This window comes from uncultured Marivirga sp., from assembly GCF_963974845.1.
Lineage (GTDB): Bacteria > Bacteroidota > Bacteroidia > Cytophagales > Cyclobacteriaceae > Marivirga > Marivirga harenae.
In genome coordinates this window covers 899,492-916,400 of sequence record NZ_CAXBEQ010000001.1, presented here as the reverse complement: position 1 = coordinate 916,400, position 16,909 = coordinate 899,492, and the positions used below count along the sequence as shown (strand labels likewise).

At 35.1% G+C, this 16,909-nt stretch carries 13 protein-coding genes; 3 read left to right on the top strand and 10 right to left on the bottom strand.

Features of this window, described 5'->3' with window-relative positions:
• Positions 1-23: 23 nt before the first annotated feature.
• A complete protein-coding gene (gene fmt / locus AAC601_RS04085; RefSeq protein ID WP_303268369.1) occupies positions 24-941 on the top strand; it encodes a methionyl-tRNA formyltransferase in 918 nt (305 codons plus the stop codon).
• Here fmt and lpxB read toward each other — a convergent pair.
• The 6 genes from lpxB to AAC601_RS04055 all read right to left on the bottom strand — a co-directional run bounded on the left by lpxB (position 936) and on the right by AAC601_RS04055 (position 7,707).
• The gene (gene lpxB, locus AAC601_RS04080; protein WP_340152542.1) at positions 936-2,042 is read right to left on the bottom strand and encodes a lipid-A-disaccharide synthase; all 1,107 of its coding nucleotides are present in this window, start codon (positions 2,040-2,042) and stop codon (positions 936-938) included. The two genes, fmt and lpxB, sit on opposite strands and share 6 nt — an antisense overlap.
• Before the next feature lie 16 nt (positions 2,043-2,058).
• A complete protein-coding gene (locus tag AAC601_RS04075; protein WP_303268366.1) occupies positions 2,059-2,709 on the bottom strand; it encodes a response regulator transcription factor in 651 nt (216 codons plus the stop codon).
• 166 nt (positions 2,710-2,875) lie between these two features.
• A complete protein-coding gene (locus AAC601_RS04070) occupies positions 2,876-3,595 on the bottom strand; it encodes an ABC transporter ATP-binding protein (RefSeq protein WP_303268365.1) in 720 nt (239 codons plus the stop codon).
• A gap of 84 nt (positions 3,596-3,679) precedes the next feature.
• Positions 3,680-6,682, bottom strand: coding sequence for a hypothetical protein (locus AAC601_RS04065; RefSeq protein WP_340152541.1), 3,003 nt, complete (start codon positions 6,680-6,682; stop codon positions 3,680-3,682).
• Between the two features lie 7 nt (positions 6,683-6,689).
• Entirely contained in the window at positions 6,690-6,977 is a 288-nt protein-coding gene (gene gatC, locus AAC601_RS04060; RefSeq protein ID WP_303268363.1) for an Asp-tRNA(Asn)/Glu-tRNA(Gln) amidotransferase subunit GatC, read from the bottom strand.
• On the bottom strand, positions 6,964-7,707 hold the full coding sequence (locus tag AAC601_RS04055) for a lysophospholipid acyltransferase family protein (protein ID WP_340152540.1): 744 nt from the start codon (positions 7,705-7,707) through the stop codon (positions 6,964-6,966). The genes gatC and AAC601_RS04055 overlap by 14 nt, the downstream gene beginning before the upstream one ends.
• A gap of 23 nt (positions 7,708-7,730) precedes the next feature.
• Between AAC601_RS04055 and AAC601_RS04050 the strand changes: the two genes are divergently transcribed.
• Positions 7,731-8,513, top strand: a complete 783-nt coding sequence (locus tag AAC601_RS04050) for a hypothetical protein (protein WP_340152539.1) — start codon at positions 7,731-7,733, stop codon at positions 8,511-8,513.
• On the opposite strand, the gene AAC601_RS04045 is transcribed toward AAC601_RS04050, so the two are convergent.
• Positions 8,495-9,859, bottom strand: a complete 1,365-nt coding sequence (locus tag AAC601_RS04045) for an MATE family efflux transporter (protein WP_340152538.1) — start codon at positions 9,857-9,859, stop codon at positions 8,495-8,497. The genes AAC601_RS04050 and AAC601_RS04045 overlap by 19 nt on opposite strands.
• Before the next feature lie 253 nt (positions 9,860-10,112).
• Between AAC601_RS04045 and AAC601_RS04040 the strand changes: the two genes are divergently transcribed.
• Positions 10,113-14,339 (top strand): CHAT domain-containing protein, encoded by a 4,227-nt coding sequence (locus AAC601_RS04040; protein WP_340152537.1) that lies wholly within the window; start codon positions 10,113-10,115, stop codon positions 14,337-14,339.
• A gap of 352 nt (positions 14,340-14,691) precedes the next feature.
• Here the strand turns inward: AAC601_RS04040 and AAC601_RS04035 are convergent, their stop codons facing one another.
• From AAC601_RS04035 to AAC601_RS04025, 3 genes are all read right to left on the bottom strand, one after another.
• The gene (locus AAC601_RS04035; RefSeq protein WP_303268358.1) at positions 14,692-15,159 is read right to left on the bottom strand and encodes a hypothetical protein; all 468 of its coding nucleotides are present in this window, start codon (positions 15,157-15,159) and stop codon (positions 14,692-14,694) included.
• Between the two features lie 215 nt (positions 15,160-15,374).
• Complete coding sequence (locus AAC601_RS04030; RefSeq protein ID WP_340152536.1) at positions 15,375-15,767, bottom strand: hypothetical protein; 393 nt, start codon at positions 15,765-15,767, stop codon at positions 15,375-15,377.
• Positions 15,768-16,032: 265 nt separating this feature from the next.
• Positions 16,033-16,410 carry a hypothetical protein gene (locus AAC601_RS04025; RefSeq protein ID WP_303268356.1) on the bottom strand — a complete coding sequence of 126 codons (378 nt, stop codon included), beginning with the start codon at positions 16,408-16,410 and terminating at the stop codon, positions 16,033-16,035.
• Positions 16,411-16,909 lie beyond the last annotated feature (499 nt).

Here is a 16,909-nt window from a genome sequence, read left to right as displayed (position 1 = left end):
CTATATTTTTATCTTTGCTGCCTATGAATAAATTACGAATCGTCTATATGGGCACTCCTGATTTTGCAGTGCCTTCACTGAAAATATTAGTAGAAAATAATTATGATATTGCAGCCGTCATTACTGCCCCCGATAAACCCAAAGGACGAGGCCAAAAACTATCTCAATCTCCCGTAAAGGAATATGCAGAGTCTGTAGGTCTTAACGTCATGCAACCTACTAATTTAAAAGATCCAGAATTTCAAACAGAATTAGCTTCTTTGAAAGCCCACTTACAAATTGTGGTGGCTTTTAGAATGTTGCCGGAAGCTGTATGGTCTATGCCTGAAATAGGGACTTTCAACTTACATGCCTCCCTCCTTCCGCAATACCGAGGGGCCGCTCCGATCCATTGGGCGGTAATGAACGGAGAAACCGAAACAGGGCTGACCACTTTCTTTCTAAAACATGAAATAGATACAGGCAGTATTATCATGCAGGAAAAAGAGTCCATTTCTATCACTGATACAACCGGTGAAGTCTATAACAGGCTCATGGAAAAAGGAGCTGCCTTGGTTTTAAAAACAGTAAAATCCATAGAAAATGAAAATTACGAGCTAAGGCCACAAGATGAAAATCAAACTTTAAAACATGCGCCAAAGCTTTTCAAAGAAAATACAGAATTGCAATGGACAGAACCAGTGGAAAAGCTTTACAATTATGTGCGAGGCTTAAATCCATTCCCCACCGCTTGGGCAGTTATTAACGGTAAAAAATACAAAATCCATGAATCTTCTATTATTGACTATGATTCAAAAGGAGACGCTGGTAAACTCATTACAGACCATAAAAACTACCTTCATATACAATGCAATCCAGGAATTCTCTCATTAGAAATCATCCAGCCAGAGGGTAAAAAAAGAATGGAAATTGCTGATTTTTTTAGAGGTAATCAGTTATAAATCGACTAAAATAGTACGTTCCAAGATCATTCCAGCTGTTTTTTGGGACGTATTCTCATCTCCCATCAAGGCTTTTAAATTCTTGTAATCGTTTAAAATTTGAGCTCTTTTTTGACCCTTAGGGAGTATGTGCTTCAATTCATCCGCAATATTTTTTACAGTGAATTTCTCTTGAATCAATTCTTTTACCGCTTCTTTTTGAAGAATTAAATTGACCAATGATATAAATTCTACTTTCACCACTTTCTTAGCTATGGCATAGGATATTGTACCCGTTTTATAGACTACCACTTCTGGGACATTGAATAAGGCAGTTTCTAAAGTTGCAGTTCCTGAGGTAACTAGAGCGGCTTTGGAATTTGATAATAAATCGTAGGTTTGATCAAATATCAAGCTGACATTCGACTGATTCTCGATTTTCGAATATAGCGTCTTATCCAAACTTTTAACACCTGCTACCACAAAATGCTCCTGTGAAAACTCTACAGTCACTTTTTGGAGATTTTCCATCATCTGCTCTACTTCCTGTTGTCGACTACCTGGCAGTACCGCTATTACGTTTTTATCTTTAAAAGCAAAATTTTGACTTGGTTTAAAATCTCTGATGGCATCCAATAAGGGATTACCTACATAATCTACTTCAAAGTCATAACGCTTATAAAACTCCTTTTCAAATGGCAGGATCACATACATATAATCCACATTTTTCTTGATTTTAAAGGCCCTTTTCTGGTTCCAAGCCCAAATCTTCGGAGAAATATAATAATGAACGGGGATATTATTAGCTTTAGCAAATTTGGCAATTCTCATATTGAAACCGGCATAATCTATTAAGATGATGGCATCCGGTTTATAGCTTAGAATATCTTCTTTACAAAAGTTGATTTTTTTACGAATCGTCCCAAGGTGTTTTACTACCTCAAAAAAACCCATAAAAGCCATTTCTCGGTAATGCGTAACCAACTCTCCTCCTGCTTCTTCCATTGCGTCACCTCCCCAACAGCGGATTTCAGCATTGGGCCGTTGCTGCTTCAGTGCCTTAATTAAATTGCTACCATGTAGATCTCCGGAGCGCTCACCTGCAATGATGTAAAATTTCATTATTAGAATTGGGATTTTATCCTAAATAGCCTTTCTCATAAGCCATTTTCACCATATGAGAAACATTTTTAGCTTCAAATTTTTGTAATAAAAGTTTACGATATGAAGAAATAGTATTTGATGCTAAGTCCAATTTTTCCGATATTTCACCAGAAGTGTCTCCCTCACTTAAATATTGTAATATTTTACGTTCTGTGTCGGTTAATTTTATTCCACCTTCAGATTCGCCATAGACTCTCATTTTCATAGCCATTTTAGCCATAACATCCTGCGAGAAATAGGTTTTTCCTTCCATAATTCTTCGCACGGCAGATACAATTTCTTCCTCACTTACATTCTTCAAAACATATCCGTCCACTCCAACGTCTAAGGCATTTTGAATATAGCCTTCTCTATCAAACATGGAAAGGATCAAAACCTTCGTTTTTGGAAAGTTCTTTTTTATAATTTCTGTAGCCTCAATGCCATTCAAAACAGGCATATTCAAATCCATTATCACTACATCGACCTCATTTTTGGCTAAGTAATCAAGCACTTCTTGACCGTTTGAAACAGTTCCCAATATTTCTAATTCTTCTTTTTTGGAAAGAATAGATGACATCCCACTGGCCAAAATTTCATGGTCATCAGCAATCAACAACTTTATTGGGTAGGAAATTTCGTTCATATTCAAATCTAAAATTATTCAATCTGACTTACAACAGATAGTTGGAATAAAATTGAATAATTTTAAGAATTTTAAGCGGTAATATAAAAGCCGAACTATATAATTAGATTTTAAAAGATTTTAACCGTTGATAATTCCACTAAAATATGACAAATCTAAGAACCCCTTAAACGGTCTCAGCTCCAGCTCTGGTAATATCTTTATTTATATTATCGCTTTCCACCAATCCATCGCGCATCCTGATAATCCTGTGGGCATATTGCGCGATATCATCCTCATGCGTTACCATTACAATTGTATTTCCCTGATCATGTAGATATTGAAATAATTCCATGATTTCATAAGAGGTCTTACTATCCAAATTACCTGTTGGCTCATCAGCTAAAATAATACTAGGATTATTTACTAAAGCCCTGGCAATTGCTACCCTTTGGCGCTGACCACCTGAAAGCTCATTTGGCTTATGATAGGCTCTTTCTCCTAATCCTACACTAGTCAAAACTTCGAGTGCTCGTTCTTCTCTTTCTGATTTACTAAAACCAGCATAAACCAATGGAAGCGCCACATTTTCAAGAGATGATTGCCGCGGCAATAGATTAAATGTCTGGAATACGAAGCCAATTTCTTTATTTCTTATCTCGGCCAGGTCATTTTCAGAAGTTTCACTTACGTCTTGTCCTGCTAATTGATATCTGCCGCGAGTAGGCGTATCTAAACATCCAATGATATTCATTAAAGTCGATTTACCGGATCCTGAAGGCCCCATAAAAGCAACATATTCTCCTTTATCTATATTGATAGAAACTGATTTCAGTGCCTCCACCGTTTCGGTTCCCATTCTATATATTTTAGCTATATCCTCTGTTTGAATAACTGATTGTCCCATTTATTATAATTAATTATTGATAGTTTCAACGCAAAATTTAATTCAGAAGTATGGTATCTACAATTGATTTGTGATAAACGGAAATTACCATGGTGATTGTTCCACTTCCTCTTTAATAGTTTCATATTTTTGTGCAAATTCCTCCCACTCTTTTTCTGTCAATTGCTGAGCCAAATCATTGTATGCCTTTTCAGCATAAGAACTTAAATTCATACTCACAGCTTGCCATGCATAAGCCTTTAGTAGGTCTGTACTGTTTGAATTTAGTCGGCTAGACTCAACTAATATTTCATAAGCCTTATCAGGATTATCCTGTGTATTAAAGTACTCTGCACTTAGTAAAACTGCTGATTCAAAATAAGGATTTTCAGTTCCCAGTCTTTCCATAAGAGCACTTAAAGCTGCTGAATCTTGTTTTTCTTGAGATGATTCCCATACCAATTGGTAATTATAAGGATATTCAGACAAGATTGATTTGTTCACTTCCTTAGCCACTTCCTGATCCCCCGTAATGGTTGCCAATAATGCCAAAAGATTGTTTTTATATATAATCAAACCTGTTTCTTCATCAGGCAGATCAATATTCATCAATAGCCCTTTTGCCTTAACCTCACTCCCCTTCTTGATCCAACGCTCCGCCCGATTCAATTTCAACAAAGAAAGGAAGGGTGATTTTTCTAAATCCATTTCCAGAGAATCTTTTTCAGCTTCCTGCAAGGAGGAATTGGTTTTCACCCAAAGATACTTAAAGCTATCTGGTAATTGAGCAGGATTAGCTTGAAGAAATTGATATAATGGATCATTTTTCAATAAATCTGGAGAAATTGATTGAGTTTCTAATTGTTTATTGTACACCTGTGCTGCTTCAAATAATCTTTCATCCAAAATTAAGGCAATAGTTCGATACGTACTCGCTTTGCTCATTTTTAAATCTGCTGCCTTTGCAAAATGTTCAGCTGCCTCTGCATATGCTTTTTGTTCCATTAACCACATCCCATGCAACAAATAATAATAGCCTGCATCAGAAATATTATCGTTCTCTAATTCATAGACATAACTATACGAATCCTTAATTTTTCCCGAATAGTTTAATCGATAAGCGGAGGCATATTTAAGCGATTTCTCAAAAGCCTCGTTTTCGGAAAACCTGGCTAACCAACCAATGGTATCGGAATTGAAGGCTTGGTGGTCCAATGACCTATTCATATTGTAATTAAAGATAAACGAAAAGTCATTATAAGTTAATAATTCCGGAATCTTTTTTGCTTCTAGTTGAATGCTGTCAATAAAATCACGCTTTCTATTGGCCAAGGCCAAGTAATTAGCTTGATATGCCACTGATCCTTCACTCAATGTTGCTTGCGTAGGCAAATCCTCATCTATCCCTTTTTTGGCAAACAAAGCAAGTCTATTGACTTTAGCCACATCTGCCGCCAATCCCCTTTTAGCGGCTCGGTTTGCTGCATCAAAATAAATAAAAGAAGAGTCTGATTTATTTAACTTTTCATAAACCAAGCCTTTCAAATTGAGGACATAAGGATTATCTGGAAAATCCTGTTGCGCATCTTCCAAGGTAAAGAGTGCCTCAAATACGAGATTTGCATTTAATTGTGCTTGCACTTTGTTGAGGTAGGCCTGAACACTTGGACGCTTGAAATTGGCTTGAGAAAAATAGGTAGAAGCTTCCGCCCAGTTTTTAGCCTCGTACTCACGCTTTCCAATTTCAAAATTATGCTTATGGGAAGTGACTGCATATTGTCGTGCAATTTTATAGGTGGTAGTGGCCTTTTCTTCCTCACCGATATATTGATAATAATCAGCTAGACTCACATAGTAACCTGATACTGCTTGATAATAAGGTAGGTAAGAAACCCTTAATACTAATACCACCACAATACCAAAACCGACAGCCCTAACTAAATTGTAAGGAATATTAACAGGCCTAAATACCACTGGGTAAATTCCGTGGCCTGCCTTAAGTAGAGCTACAAAATTATAGAGGACGTAAAAGAAGAAAAGAACACCAAAACCAAGATGAGAAAATACAATCATGTCCTCAAATGTATCCATCAATGGGTCATTTCCATTTCTGAAAACCCAGGTCAAAACGGAAAAAGCCATGATCCCCATTACCAAATATACATATCCGCCTAAAGGTCTAAATATCAACTGTTTATTTATCAATTCGCTTCTTTTTCTAAAGCCCCAAATGCCCAAGACTGCTGAGACACCAAATAGCAAAAATTCATCTAGGTAAATAATCTCAATATTGATCAGGTTATCATTTTTAGCAAATGTCAACCCAACATAGATTAAATAAAGCAAGGAAATGATCAAAAAGTGCATGAGGTTTGAGCTGCCATCATTATTTTTCCTAGCTGCCAGCAAATAGAGAATATGAAGAATGATATCGTAGGCAACATTAAAAATAAAAATAATCGCTAAAATAACAGGAATTATAATTCCATGATGAGCCATAAACACAACAGGTGCCTCTACTTTTGATCCAATGATAACTAATGACAGCAAGGCAATCAGAATCAATGCAAAAATTAGCCATCTTTGGAAAAGTCCTGCATCGTCTTTAAAGGCATGGAAATAATAACCTGCTACTAAGACTAGTCCGACAAAAACAAAAGTAAATAACTGGTTATCAATACCGAAAATATTCAAAAACTGAAGTTTCAGTGTAATAATCCAAATCACAAATACGGATTGAAAAATGATAAACCACCATCTGCTTAAATAAGTAGATGCGGTCATTAAGAAGCTAAAACAACAAAAAATTATGGCTAGTAACAGGTAAGTATTTCCTAATTCAAATCCGGAATCAAGGGAAAGAAAAGACTGAAATACAATATAACTACGCGCAGGAACCTGTAAATCAAAAACAAAATCTTGAACATTATGCAGACTGAGCTCCACGCTTTGAGTTTTTCTGACCGTGTCTTTGGGGAAGGCTAAATCATAACTATTATATTGCGAGTAAAAACTATAAAGAATTGAGATAAAGAAAACAAAAAGGAGCACTTGATAAATGCCCCTATATTTCCTACGCCAATCTTTCCAAAAAATCAAATTATTCATCCTTCCTTTATTCAATTACTTTGGGTACCCGAAAAAAGTCCTTGTCATTATTTGGAGCATTTTTCAAACCATCTTGATGATCCAATTGGTCTTGGACCTTATCTTCACGAAATTGATTCATTTCAAATGTCATAGACTGCAAGGGCTCAACATGGTCCGTATCCAGTTCCTTCAATTTCTCCACAAAAGAAAGCATATTATTCATATCTTTCAGCATTTTTTCCTCGGATTTTTCATCAAACTCCAAGCGAGCCAAATGTGCAATTTTTTCTAATGTCTGTTTATCTATGCTCATTTTTCAGTCGCGTTTTTAATTCATTTTCTATTACCTGATAAATCTTTTCCTTTAACGCAGATACGTCCTCCATATTGAGTCCTTCTGTAGGTATAGGCTTATGATAAATCATACGCATTTTGCGTCTTGTAATTAGTGGGATTTTTTCGTCTGGCAAAATTATCCAATTATCCGGAAGGGACACAGGGACCAGCGGAATTTGTTTGGTGATAGCAGCACGAAAAGCGCCATCTTTAAATCTGGCCATGTGAGGTATATTTTTGGAAACTATGCCGCCTTCAGGGTACATTACCAATGAGCGCTCCTCACCCATTTTTTCAATTGCAGACTGTAGAGCTTCATAACGATTTTTTAAACTTGACCTATTCACTGTCACATGTAATTTCTTGAACATATAGCCAAACAAAGGAATTTTAGCTAACGAACTTTTACCAATATAAACCACCGGATTGGGCGCAAAACCAAAACATACAATATCTAGTAAGGAAAAGTGATTGGAGCAATAAACATATTGTTTTTTTGAATCCAAATATTGAAGTCCTTCAATTTGTGTTTTAATTCCGACTAAAAACAAAGCAACATTTGCCCAAATTTTATTGAGGTAAAAACAGTGTTTATGCCATGAATTATTAGATATTATTATCAAGTAAAAAGGAAATAACAGCAAAAAAAGGCCAATGAAAACAATTGCGCACCAAGCTGTGTATATCTGTTTGAAAAAATATTGCATACCTTAAGACCTAAAAATAGCGAATGAAAAAAGAACTAAAAAATAAAGAAATTTCCATCGGATGGGATGTTGGAGGGTGGAGCGGGAAAAATCATGGTTTGTGCATTTTGGAAATTATTGATGATGAAATTAAGCTTTTAATGGCGACAAATGTAAATATATACCATTTAAAAGAAAAAATTGAAACTACAATACATGATTATCAAGATAGCCACAGCATTACTTTAGGTATAGATGCACCATTGCAATTCCCTCAGCTTTTCAAAGAAATAATCAATCATAATCCCATCAATATATTTTCTTCCATTAAAAGTAAACATAAGGAGAATCCAATAGCATGGCGAGCAACAGATTTGTATATCAAGAATTATTTTGGAAAAGCTCCTCTAAGTGCTTCATTTAGTTTTTTAACTAGCAATGCAACTGTGGCTATATCATTAATAGGTGAATTGAGATCAAAATTTGAAAACTTTTCTGTACTACCTTTTGACGAACATAATCATATCAATGCTGTAGAAGTATATCCTGGTTTGCTGAAAAGCATCAATTTACGAAAGCATTCTATTTTTCACGATTTCAAAAAAATCCTAGATCGTAAAATCTTTCAGGGCATTAAAGGATTTGATTACTACTTTCGTGACTCGAAAGAAAAAACAGATGTTGCTGATGCTGTAATATGTTCCATTTTTGTACTAGGACTTAACAGAAAAATAAAATCAATACCTGGGATTATGTCTGAAATTCCACAGCGGTTTATTGAGATTTCTCAGGAAGAGGGGTGGATTTATCATCCTGACTTAGCATGATTCATATTGACAGCCAATTTTTTGGTCTTGTTATTGAACCTTATAAATAAAATAGCAGCTGTAACACTTAAACCAATTAGCAATCCATACCAAACCCCTTGTTCTTGGAATCCTAGAACAAATGCCAACAAATACCCTGACGGTAAACCAATCACCCAATATGCTATAAAAGTTACTGCTGTTGGTAGTTTTACATCTCCCATTCCTCTTAATGCACCTAAGCCAACTACTTGAATTCCATCGGAAAGCTGAAAAAGTGCTGCTATGATCAACAATGAAGAAGCAATTGGAATTACTTGCTGGTCAGAAGTATACAGCATAGGCAAATAATCATTTAAACCCATGAAAATTAAGCCTGTAAAGCTCATGAAAATTATAGCCATTAAGAAACAAGTGAATGCTGCTATTCGCATCGTTGGGATATCTCTCTGCCCTAGTTGATTCCCTACCCTCACCGTGGCTGCTGCTGAAATCCCAGTGGCCATCATATAACTAATGGAAGCCAAATTCATGGCAACCTGATGAGATGCTAGTGGAACCGCACCCATCCATCCGATCATAATAGCAGCCGAGGCAAAAGCACCTACTTCAAAAATATACTGAAAACCTGTAGGGACACCTAAATTTAGCAATTGTTTGAATGAGACGGCATTCCAAACAGTAACTTTGAAGTACTTCCAGTAGACTTGAAATTTTTTGTAATGCCTGACGAAGTACACCATTCCTACGGCCATGATAATCCTAGAAATCAAAGTGGCCCAACCAGCTCCCAACAAGCCCATTGGTTCAAAGCCCAATTTCCCAAAAATCAACACATAATTTAAGGCGATATTAATAACATTGGCACCCAAGGTGATATACATAGCCTGTTTTGTAAGTGATAAACCCTCAGCAAATTGCTTGAAAGTCTGAAATATCATAAAAGGCAATAAAGAAAAACCTATTACGGCCAAATAGGGCTTAGCCAGGACTACCACTTCTTTTGGTTGGTCTAGAACATCAAGGATATAGCCTCCAAACAATAAGAATGAAAAGAGAATGATCCCAAATATGACATTAATTACAAAGCTATGCTTCATAAAACGCATTGAAGACCTATGATTTCCTTCCCCATCAGACTGCGCTACTAGAGGCGTTAATCCAAATGAAACCCCAATTCCAAACATCATGGTAACACTGAAAACTGCATTCGCTACCGATACAGCAGCCAATTCTACCGTGCCTACCCTACCTACCATGACAGAATCTGCTGTTCCTACCAACACATGTCCCAACTGACTTAGGACCACCGGATAAGCAAGAAGATAATTCCGCTTGAAATGTTCTTTAAAATCTTGTGACTTCATTGATATTAATTCAGTTTGCAAAACTAACAATATTATAAGTGGAATTCCTCAAAGTGGGGATTTAGAATATTTGATTAAAACCAAATACGTGAAGTCAATCATTGGGAATCGATTTTTATATAAGCATGAGATCTATTATTGCTGAATACGAACTATTTATAATTTAAATGATTAACAAATGATATTCATAAGATAAAATTCAATATATTTTTATTATCTTTATCTTATAATAAATTGCAATAATCTAATCGTTATGAAAGCTGCAAAAAAACTTTTCCAAATATCAATTCTTGGGGTATTTTTAGTGACATTAAACCCAGGTCATTCTTATTCTCAAAGCGTAAAAAAATATAATAAATACATTGAAAAAGCAGATAAAAATTTTGACAAGGGAAAATATGAAAAGGCGGTAAAGTTTGCCAATAAATTAGAAAGCAAGAGTGTAGATAAATTCGGTCTTGAAAACCAATTTGTTGCAGTTGCGAAGCTCAAAAAGGCAAAATTTAACTGGGCAATGGGTGAGTTTAATGATTATTACACTCTTAATGAAAATGCGATTCAAATAAGCCAAAAGGTAAATGGAGAAAACTCTATTAGCCATGGAATAAACCTGACCGATGCCACCCAAAACATGATTAATTATGGCAATTATGTTAGAGCTTATGAATATTTAGAAAAAGCCCTTGATATATTTGGAAATTCTTCAGTGGCCGATGACGTTTATTTGAGTGAACTAAAACTAAAAAAAGCAGAAATATTAATAGCGTTAGGTGATTACAATCAAGCCTTAAGCTTAATAAATTCCGAAGAATCATTGTTCTTACAAAGGACTTTAAACAAAGACAAAAAACTTAAAAGCAACGAACTAGACAAGAGATATGAGGACGCTGCCCGCATGATTACATTAAAAAGTAATGCATTGCGACATAAAGGAGAAATCCGAAGAGCAGATTCAGCTTTTTCGACTGGTGAGAATTGGATCAAAGACAAGCTCAATAAAAGAAATAAATATTTTGTTGATCATTTATTCCATTTTGCTCAATTTTTGGAGGAGAACGGAACCAGAGATTTACCATACAGCTATTATACCGATGCTTACATCTATTCCATTTCCGCTAACGGGACTAGTCATCCGACTACGCTTAAGTATCTAGAAAGTTTAATACTTAATACCGTAAAGGAAAACAACATAAGTCGTGCAATGGCATTTTACAAAGACTTGGAAAAGATCCTTAAATCCAATTTTGATAAAACTAGTTCTCATTTTGTCAAACTTGCCAATGTGTCTTTTGAATCAAACCTGAAAAAAGGTGAAATTAAAAAAGTGGAAAAAGCGGCAGCAAAGCTAGAAGCGGACAAAAACCTCCTCCCAACAGATCACCCCATCAGAATAGATTTACTAAATACGTTAGTAGAGGTGGCATCCGCTAAAAATCAATACCAAGATGCTGAAAAGTATCTTACTGAAATTATCAATATAAAATCAAAACTATATGGAGATACAAGTATAACAACCGCCTACAGCAGATTAGATCTAGCTCATCACTGGGTAGATTATACTGATAAATTTGAAGAAGCAGTTAAAATCTACGATAGGGAATTTTCTGCTAAGATCGAACCACAGATCACTGATAAGCATTATAAGTATGTAAATCTGCTCAACCACCTAGCCTCTACCTATCAAAGTGATGATGAATATGGAAAAGCTTCTGCTTTGCTGGATGAAGCATTGCTGGTTACTAGACAAAAGTATGACAACCAAGATATTGACTTTGGAAAAGAGTTGAATTTAATTGCCGATTTGCAAATTAAGATAGGAGAATACGAAAAAGCGCAGGTTAATATTACCGAGTCACTTCGGATTTTAGAAAATTTTAACAGTGATTTTAATGTGGTCTATTACATTATGGCGTTGGAGACTTATGCCAAGCTGATGTCAATCAAGGGTTTCTTTGATGAAGCTGAGGATGCCTTGGAGTTATCACAAAAGCTCTATGCCAATACGGTACCAAGTCCTGAATATAACCCTTTAATCGCTTCTCAGGAATTGGCTTCTGTTTACATGAAGGTCGGTAAATACCAAGAAACTGACGAAATCCTTTCAAAAGCATTGGACAGGAATGTAAATCTTTATGGTAGTGATAGTAGGAAGTTAATTCTGCCGATGGTTGATTTTGGAAGGCTTCAGCTTATTAAAGGAGATTATACCAAAACAGAAGAATTGGGCAGACGTGCTCTGGAAATCTCCGAAAGCGTATTTGGTGAAAGCTCCACAAAAAATGCTCCCGCCATTTTACTCCTAGGTGAATTGTATGAGACTTTAGGAGACTATAATAAATCGGAAGAATTTTATAAAAGAGCTATTACTATTTTGGAAAAACAATTTGGCAGGGAACATGTAGATGTTGCGACCTCTATTTCCAAGTTGGCAATAGTTATGTTCTATGAAGGAGAAGAAGATAATCAAAAAATAGAAAGTCTATTGTTTGAAGCAAAAGATATTATCGGTAAAAGATTTTCGTATAAAAGCCCTCTATATGCAGATCTTCTGAAAGATATGGCGCGATTCTTTATTTCCGAAAACAAACTGCAAGATGCTTTAAGCTTCCTAGAACAATCAGAAGACATATGGAAAGAAAAAGCTGGAAGAAGAAACAATATTAAAGCAGCAGATATACATATCTTACGAGGTGATATCTTCTACAAACAAAGAAAATGGAACGAAGCAGAAAACGAATATAAAGAAAGCCAAAAGCTAAATGAGAAGTTTTTTAATGATCAACATCCAGAATATGTAAAAGCCACCTCTCGCATGAGTAAGGTTTATTATATGGATGGAAACCAAAGAAAAGCTAAAAGCTACATTGAGGAAGTAATGTCCAATTATAATCGCTTCATAAAAGATTATTTTCCTGCCTTAAGTGAGCGTGAGAAAACCAAATACTGGAATACGATCAAAACTGACTACGATTACTTTAATACCATGGCATTAACCATGAATGATCGATTTCCCGAAATGATCGAGACCGTTTATAACAATGCCCTAAAAACCAAAGGTTTGTTACTTAGCAGTTCTATCAAAATGAGGGAAAGAATTTTGAGTAGCAATGACTCCACCCTGAAGGCACAATATTTTAATTGGCTTGATAAAAAAGAAGTGCTATCCAAAGCAATCTCAATGAGTCAGGAGCAGCTCGAAAATGAAGAAATAGATCTTGGCGACTTGGCGAGAGAAGTAGAACTGATAGAAAAATCCTTAAGCCAGCAATCAGAACTGTTCAGCGAAGGTATTATTCAACAAGAATTCAATTGGGAACAGATTAAAGAGACATTGCAACCTAATGAAGTTGCTATTGAAATGGTCAGGTTTAGATACTTTGATCATTACATTACTGATTCAGTAGTCTATTTAATGCTCATTTTAAAAAATGAGAAAAAGAGTAAACCAGAATTTGTCGTTATGGAAAATGGCAAAGATATGGAATCCAAATTCTTTAATAATTACCGAAACGCCATCAAATTTAGGGTTGCAGATAATTTTTCATTTAAAAATTTTTGGGAGCCAATTGAAAATAATATTGGTGAAAATAAAACTATATACCTTTCACCAGATGGCGTATACAACCAGATCAACTTAGAAGCTATTCCGGTAGGTAATGGACAGTACCTTCTCGATAAATCAAATATAATCCTAGTTAGCAATACTAAAGACCTATACTTAAAGAAGAATAATAGCATGGCTTCGCAGGGGGATAAAACTGCACTTCTGTTTGGAGATCCGAAGTTCTATTTGGCATCTAGAGACGAGTACACGAGTGAATTTAGGTCAGGTGCCACCCAAATTAGTGACTTACCTGGGACTCAAAAAGAAATAAATGCACTTACCAAACTATTTAACGAGCACGGCTGGTCCACTTCAAACTATATGGATGTGCAAGCGGCCGAAGGTACAGTAAAGGAAATGAAAAGTCCTAAAGTATTTCATATTGCTACCCATGGATTCTTTACAGAAAAAGAGGATAGGAATACAAGCAATACATTTGAAAATAAACAGATGAGCGAAAATCCTTTACTAAACACAGGCTTGATGTTAAAAGGATCTGGGGATCTATTAGCCAAAACACGCTATAATTATAATATAGAACCCGGTATTTTAACAGCTTATGAGGCTATGAACCTTAATTTAGATCAAACTGACTTAGTAGTGCTTTCTGCTTGTGAAACCGGCTTGGGAGAGGTGCATGAAGGAGAGGGAGTATTTGGTTTGCAAAGGTCTTTCCTAGTGGCAGGAGCGAAAACATTGGTAATGAGCCTTTTCAAAGTTTCAGATGAAGCCACTGAAAAGCTAATGGTTACCTTTTATGAAAAATGGCTGGAAACCGGAGACAAAAGACAAGCTTTTATAGATGCTAAAAAAGAAATCCGGAACGAATATAAAGACCCCATTTATTGGGGTGCTTTTGTGATGATAGGGATTTAGTTGTTGAAGTGAGTAAGTTTTGAAGTTTTTATGTTTCGATTTAGGTCAGTACCGAAGGTCAAACCGGAAATAGCTTTATATTATAGCGGGCAACTAGAAGACAGAAGTGGCAAGTAATGGTATGGGAAATTGTAAAAGACCTTCCAGGTTTTAAAAACATAGGAGGTCTTATTGAAAGTAGAGAATTTTACTTCTTGTTGTCCTTCTTCCAATCCCTAATAGAATTAGGTAAAAGGTGGATTATCGGACTTAGGCAATTTTATTTTCCAAAGCTTATTGCTTTAAAATCTTAGCAATTTGTTGTTTGTCTTCAATTAATTTGAATAGTTGGGTTTCTTGAGCATTTGTAATTTTACATACCAAAAGCAGTCGTGTTTACCACTACCCCATCAGTATTGGGTCGAACTTCAAACATATCTGGAAACTGAGCATATCCAAGTAAACCAGCCTGAAGATTACAAACCCATATATTTAAATACCTGTCAGTCGGCCAGGCAGGAATGCCTGTTGGGGCAAATTTAATACCGGTAGCTACCTCATTTGTTGACCCGTCAGAATTTCTAATACGGGTATAATCACTTTCACTAGTCTGAGCCCTTACAATACCATTGGTAGGATTACCATTTGGGTCTGTACAAGCAAGCACAAATTCAAATTCTGTATCGATCGCTACTCCTTCGAATATTGAAGGTGTATTGGATGCATCTGCATTAAGCCTTCTGAAATCTTTATTCAAAACATCAATTTGTGATTGAATTTGAGTGTTGCTTATTTTAAGGCCGGAGCCTACTGCCTCTCCATTATGCAAAACGTGTATCACTACTGGAATAGTAATTAGTGGGTGATTGGAAGATCTCCCAAGTAACTTTTGATTTACATAATCAGATGTTTGCCTTTCAATTTGAGTAATTCTTTTGTATCGATCAGGATTATATTTTTAAATTGCTTCGAGGTTCAATTCCGAGCCACAAATATTTTGTGCTGATGTATTAGTAATAATCAAAAAAGTTAACGGTAAGGCTGATAATATTCGTTTCATTTTTTATTATTTAAATCTTCAATGGAAGTGATTTCGAATTTACAGCCGAAACCACCCCATACATATGGATCTATTATTAGATTGCAACAACTCTTTTTATTACCACTTATCAAAACAATTGTATTATGTTTATAGGTAAAATCCCAATTGCAAGGAACTAAAATATATTCATTACTTGCAGCAAATGGTTCTCTGGTAAAATCCGATGGATTAGTGCTAAGAATAAAACCAAATTCATCCTCTTCAATTACATGAGCTTTTTGACCTGAAATATGTTCTATAACTGATTCATTGTCACAACTAGATTCACATAATGAATCATTCTCTTGAGCGCAGCTATTATTTAATAGGTAAAAAATCAGAATAAAAATATAGGTTGATTTTTTCATGATTTCTTATAATTACCTAAGAACATAATAAATGTAGGACGAAAAAATAATATATACAAAAGTTTAAATAAACCAACGGCATTTGTTGTTTATGAATAATTGTGAATGAATTACTTAATTATGCTATCAGGTTTTGATTTCATGATTTAAACTAACCTTTTGATCATACTATTTAAAGACAGGGTTCTCCCCTTGTCTTATCAAAAATCAAAATCCGTCAGCTACATGTCAACGGTTTGGTATTCTACAAGCATATCATATCTCACTATTGCTTTTCGATTTCTAATATTTCAATTTCCCTGTAGCCGGAGTCTCTCCAGCCACAAAATCTATTTGATTCCAAAAAACTATAGGTCAATACAACCTTAAGACTATCTATCATAAAAACCGAATCCAAATTAACAGTTGCGTGAAAATTTTGGTCATGAAGAATTAACCAACCACAGCCATCTACACCAGGATTCCCATCATAGAAAACCAAAGCTTCCACATCTCTTTGCCCCTCAGGGATTTTGTCAATTTGCTCTTCAGGAACTTTGTCAACTGGAGATTGACTTTCGCAACCAAAAGCATAAAGGCCAAATAAAGAAAGGGCCAAAATATGACATATAGTTTTATGTTTTGTAACAACTAGATTATTCATATTTTTTAATATTTTAGTTAAAACTACATTAAAGGCACAAAATAAACTCTATATATACAAATGTTTGTATTATAACTTTTAGATTATACTAATTCATTTCAATTCAACCCACACTATTCATAAAAAGGCTATGAAAAATGAAAACAGTAAGTTTAAACTAATTGATTATCCATATAGAAAACTAGATAAGCCCGATAATTTATAAAACCTAATAGTCCAAATTTTGGTGTTTGAAAATTCATGTTTTAACATGAAACTCGTAGTTTACCTATCTAATTATTGGGTTTTCATAAATTGCCTGTCCTTCGGAACAAAAATTTATATGAATTTCTCGGGTTAAGATTCTTCTAATTTTTTTCAATCAATTTCAACTATAGAATTCTTATCCGAAGAAAGGGTAAAGCCTTTAATCAAGTTATAAAAGATAACTTGCTTCCTCATATCTGGGAAAAAGAAGAAATAAAAACGCGTCAATAATCATCACTTCAGAGGAAAGTTA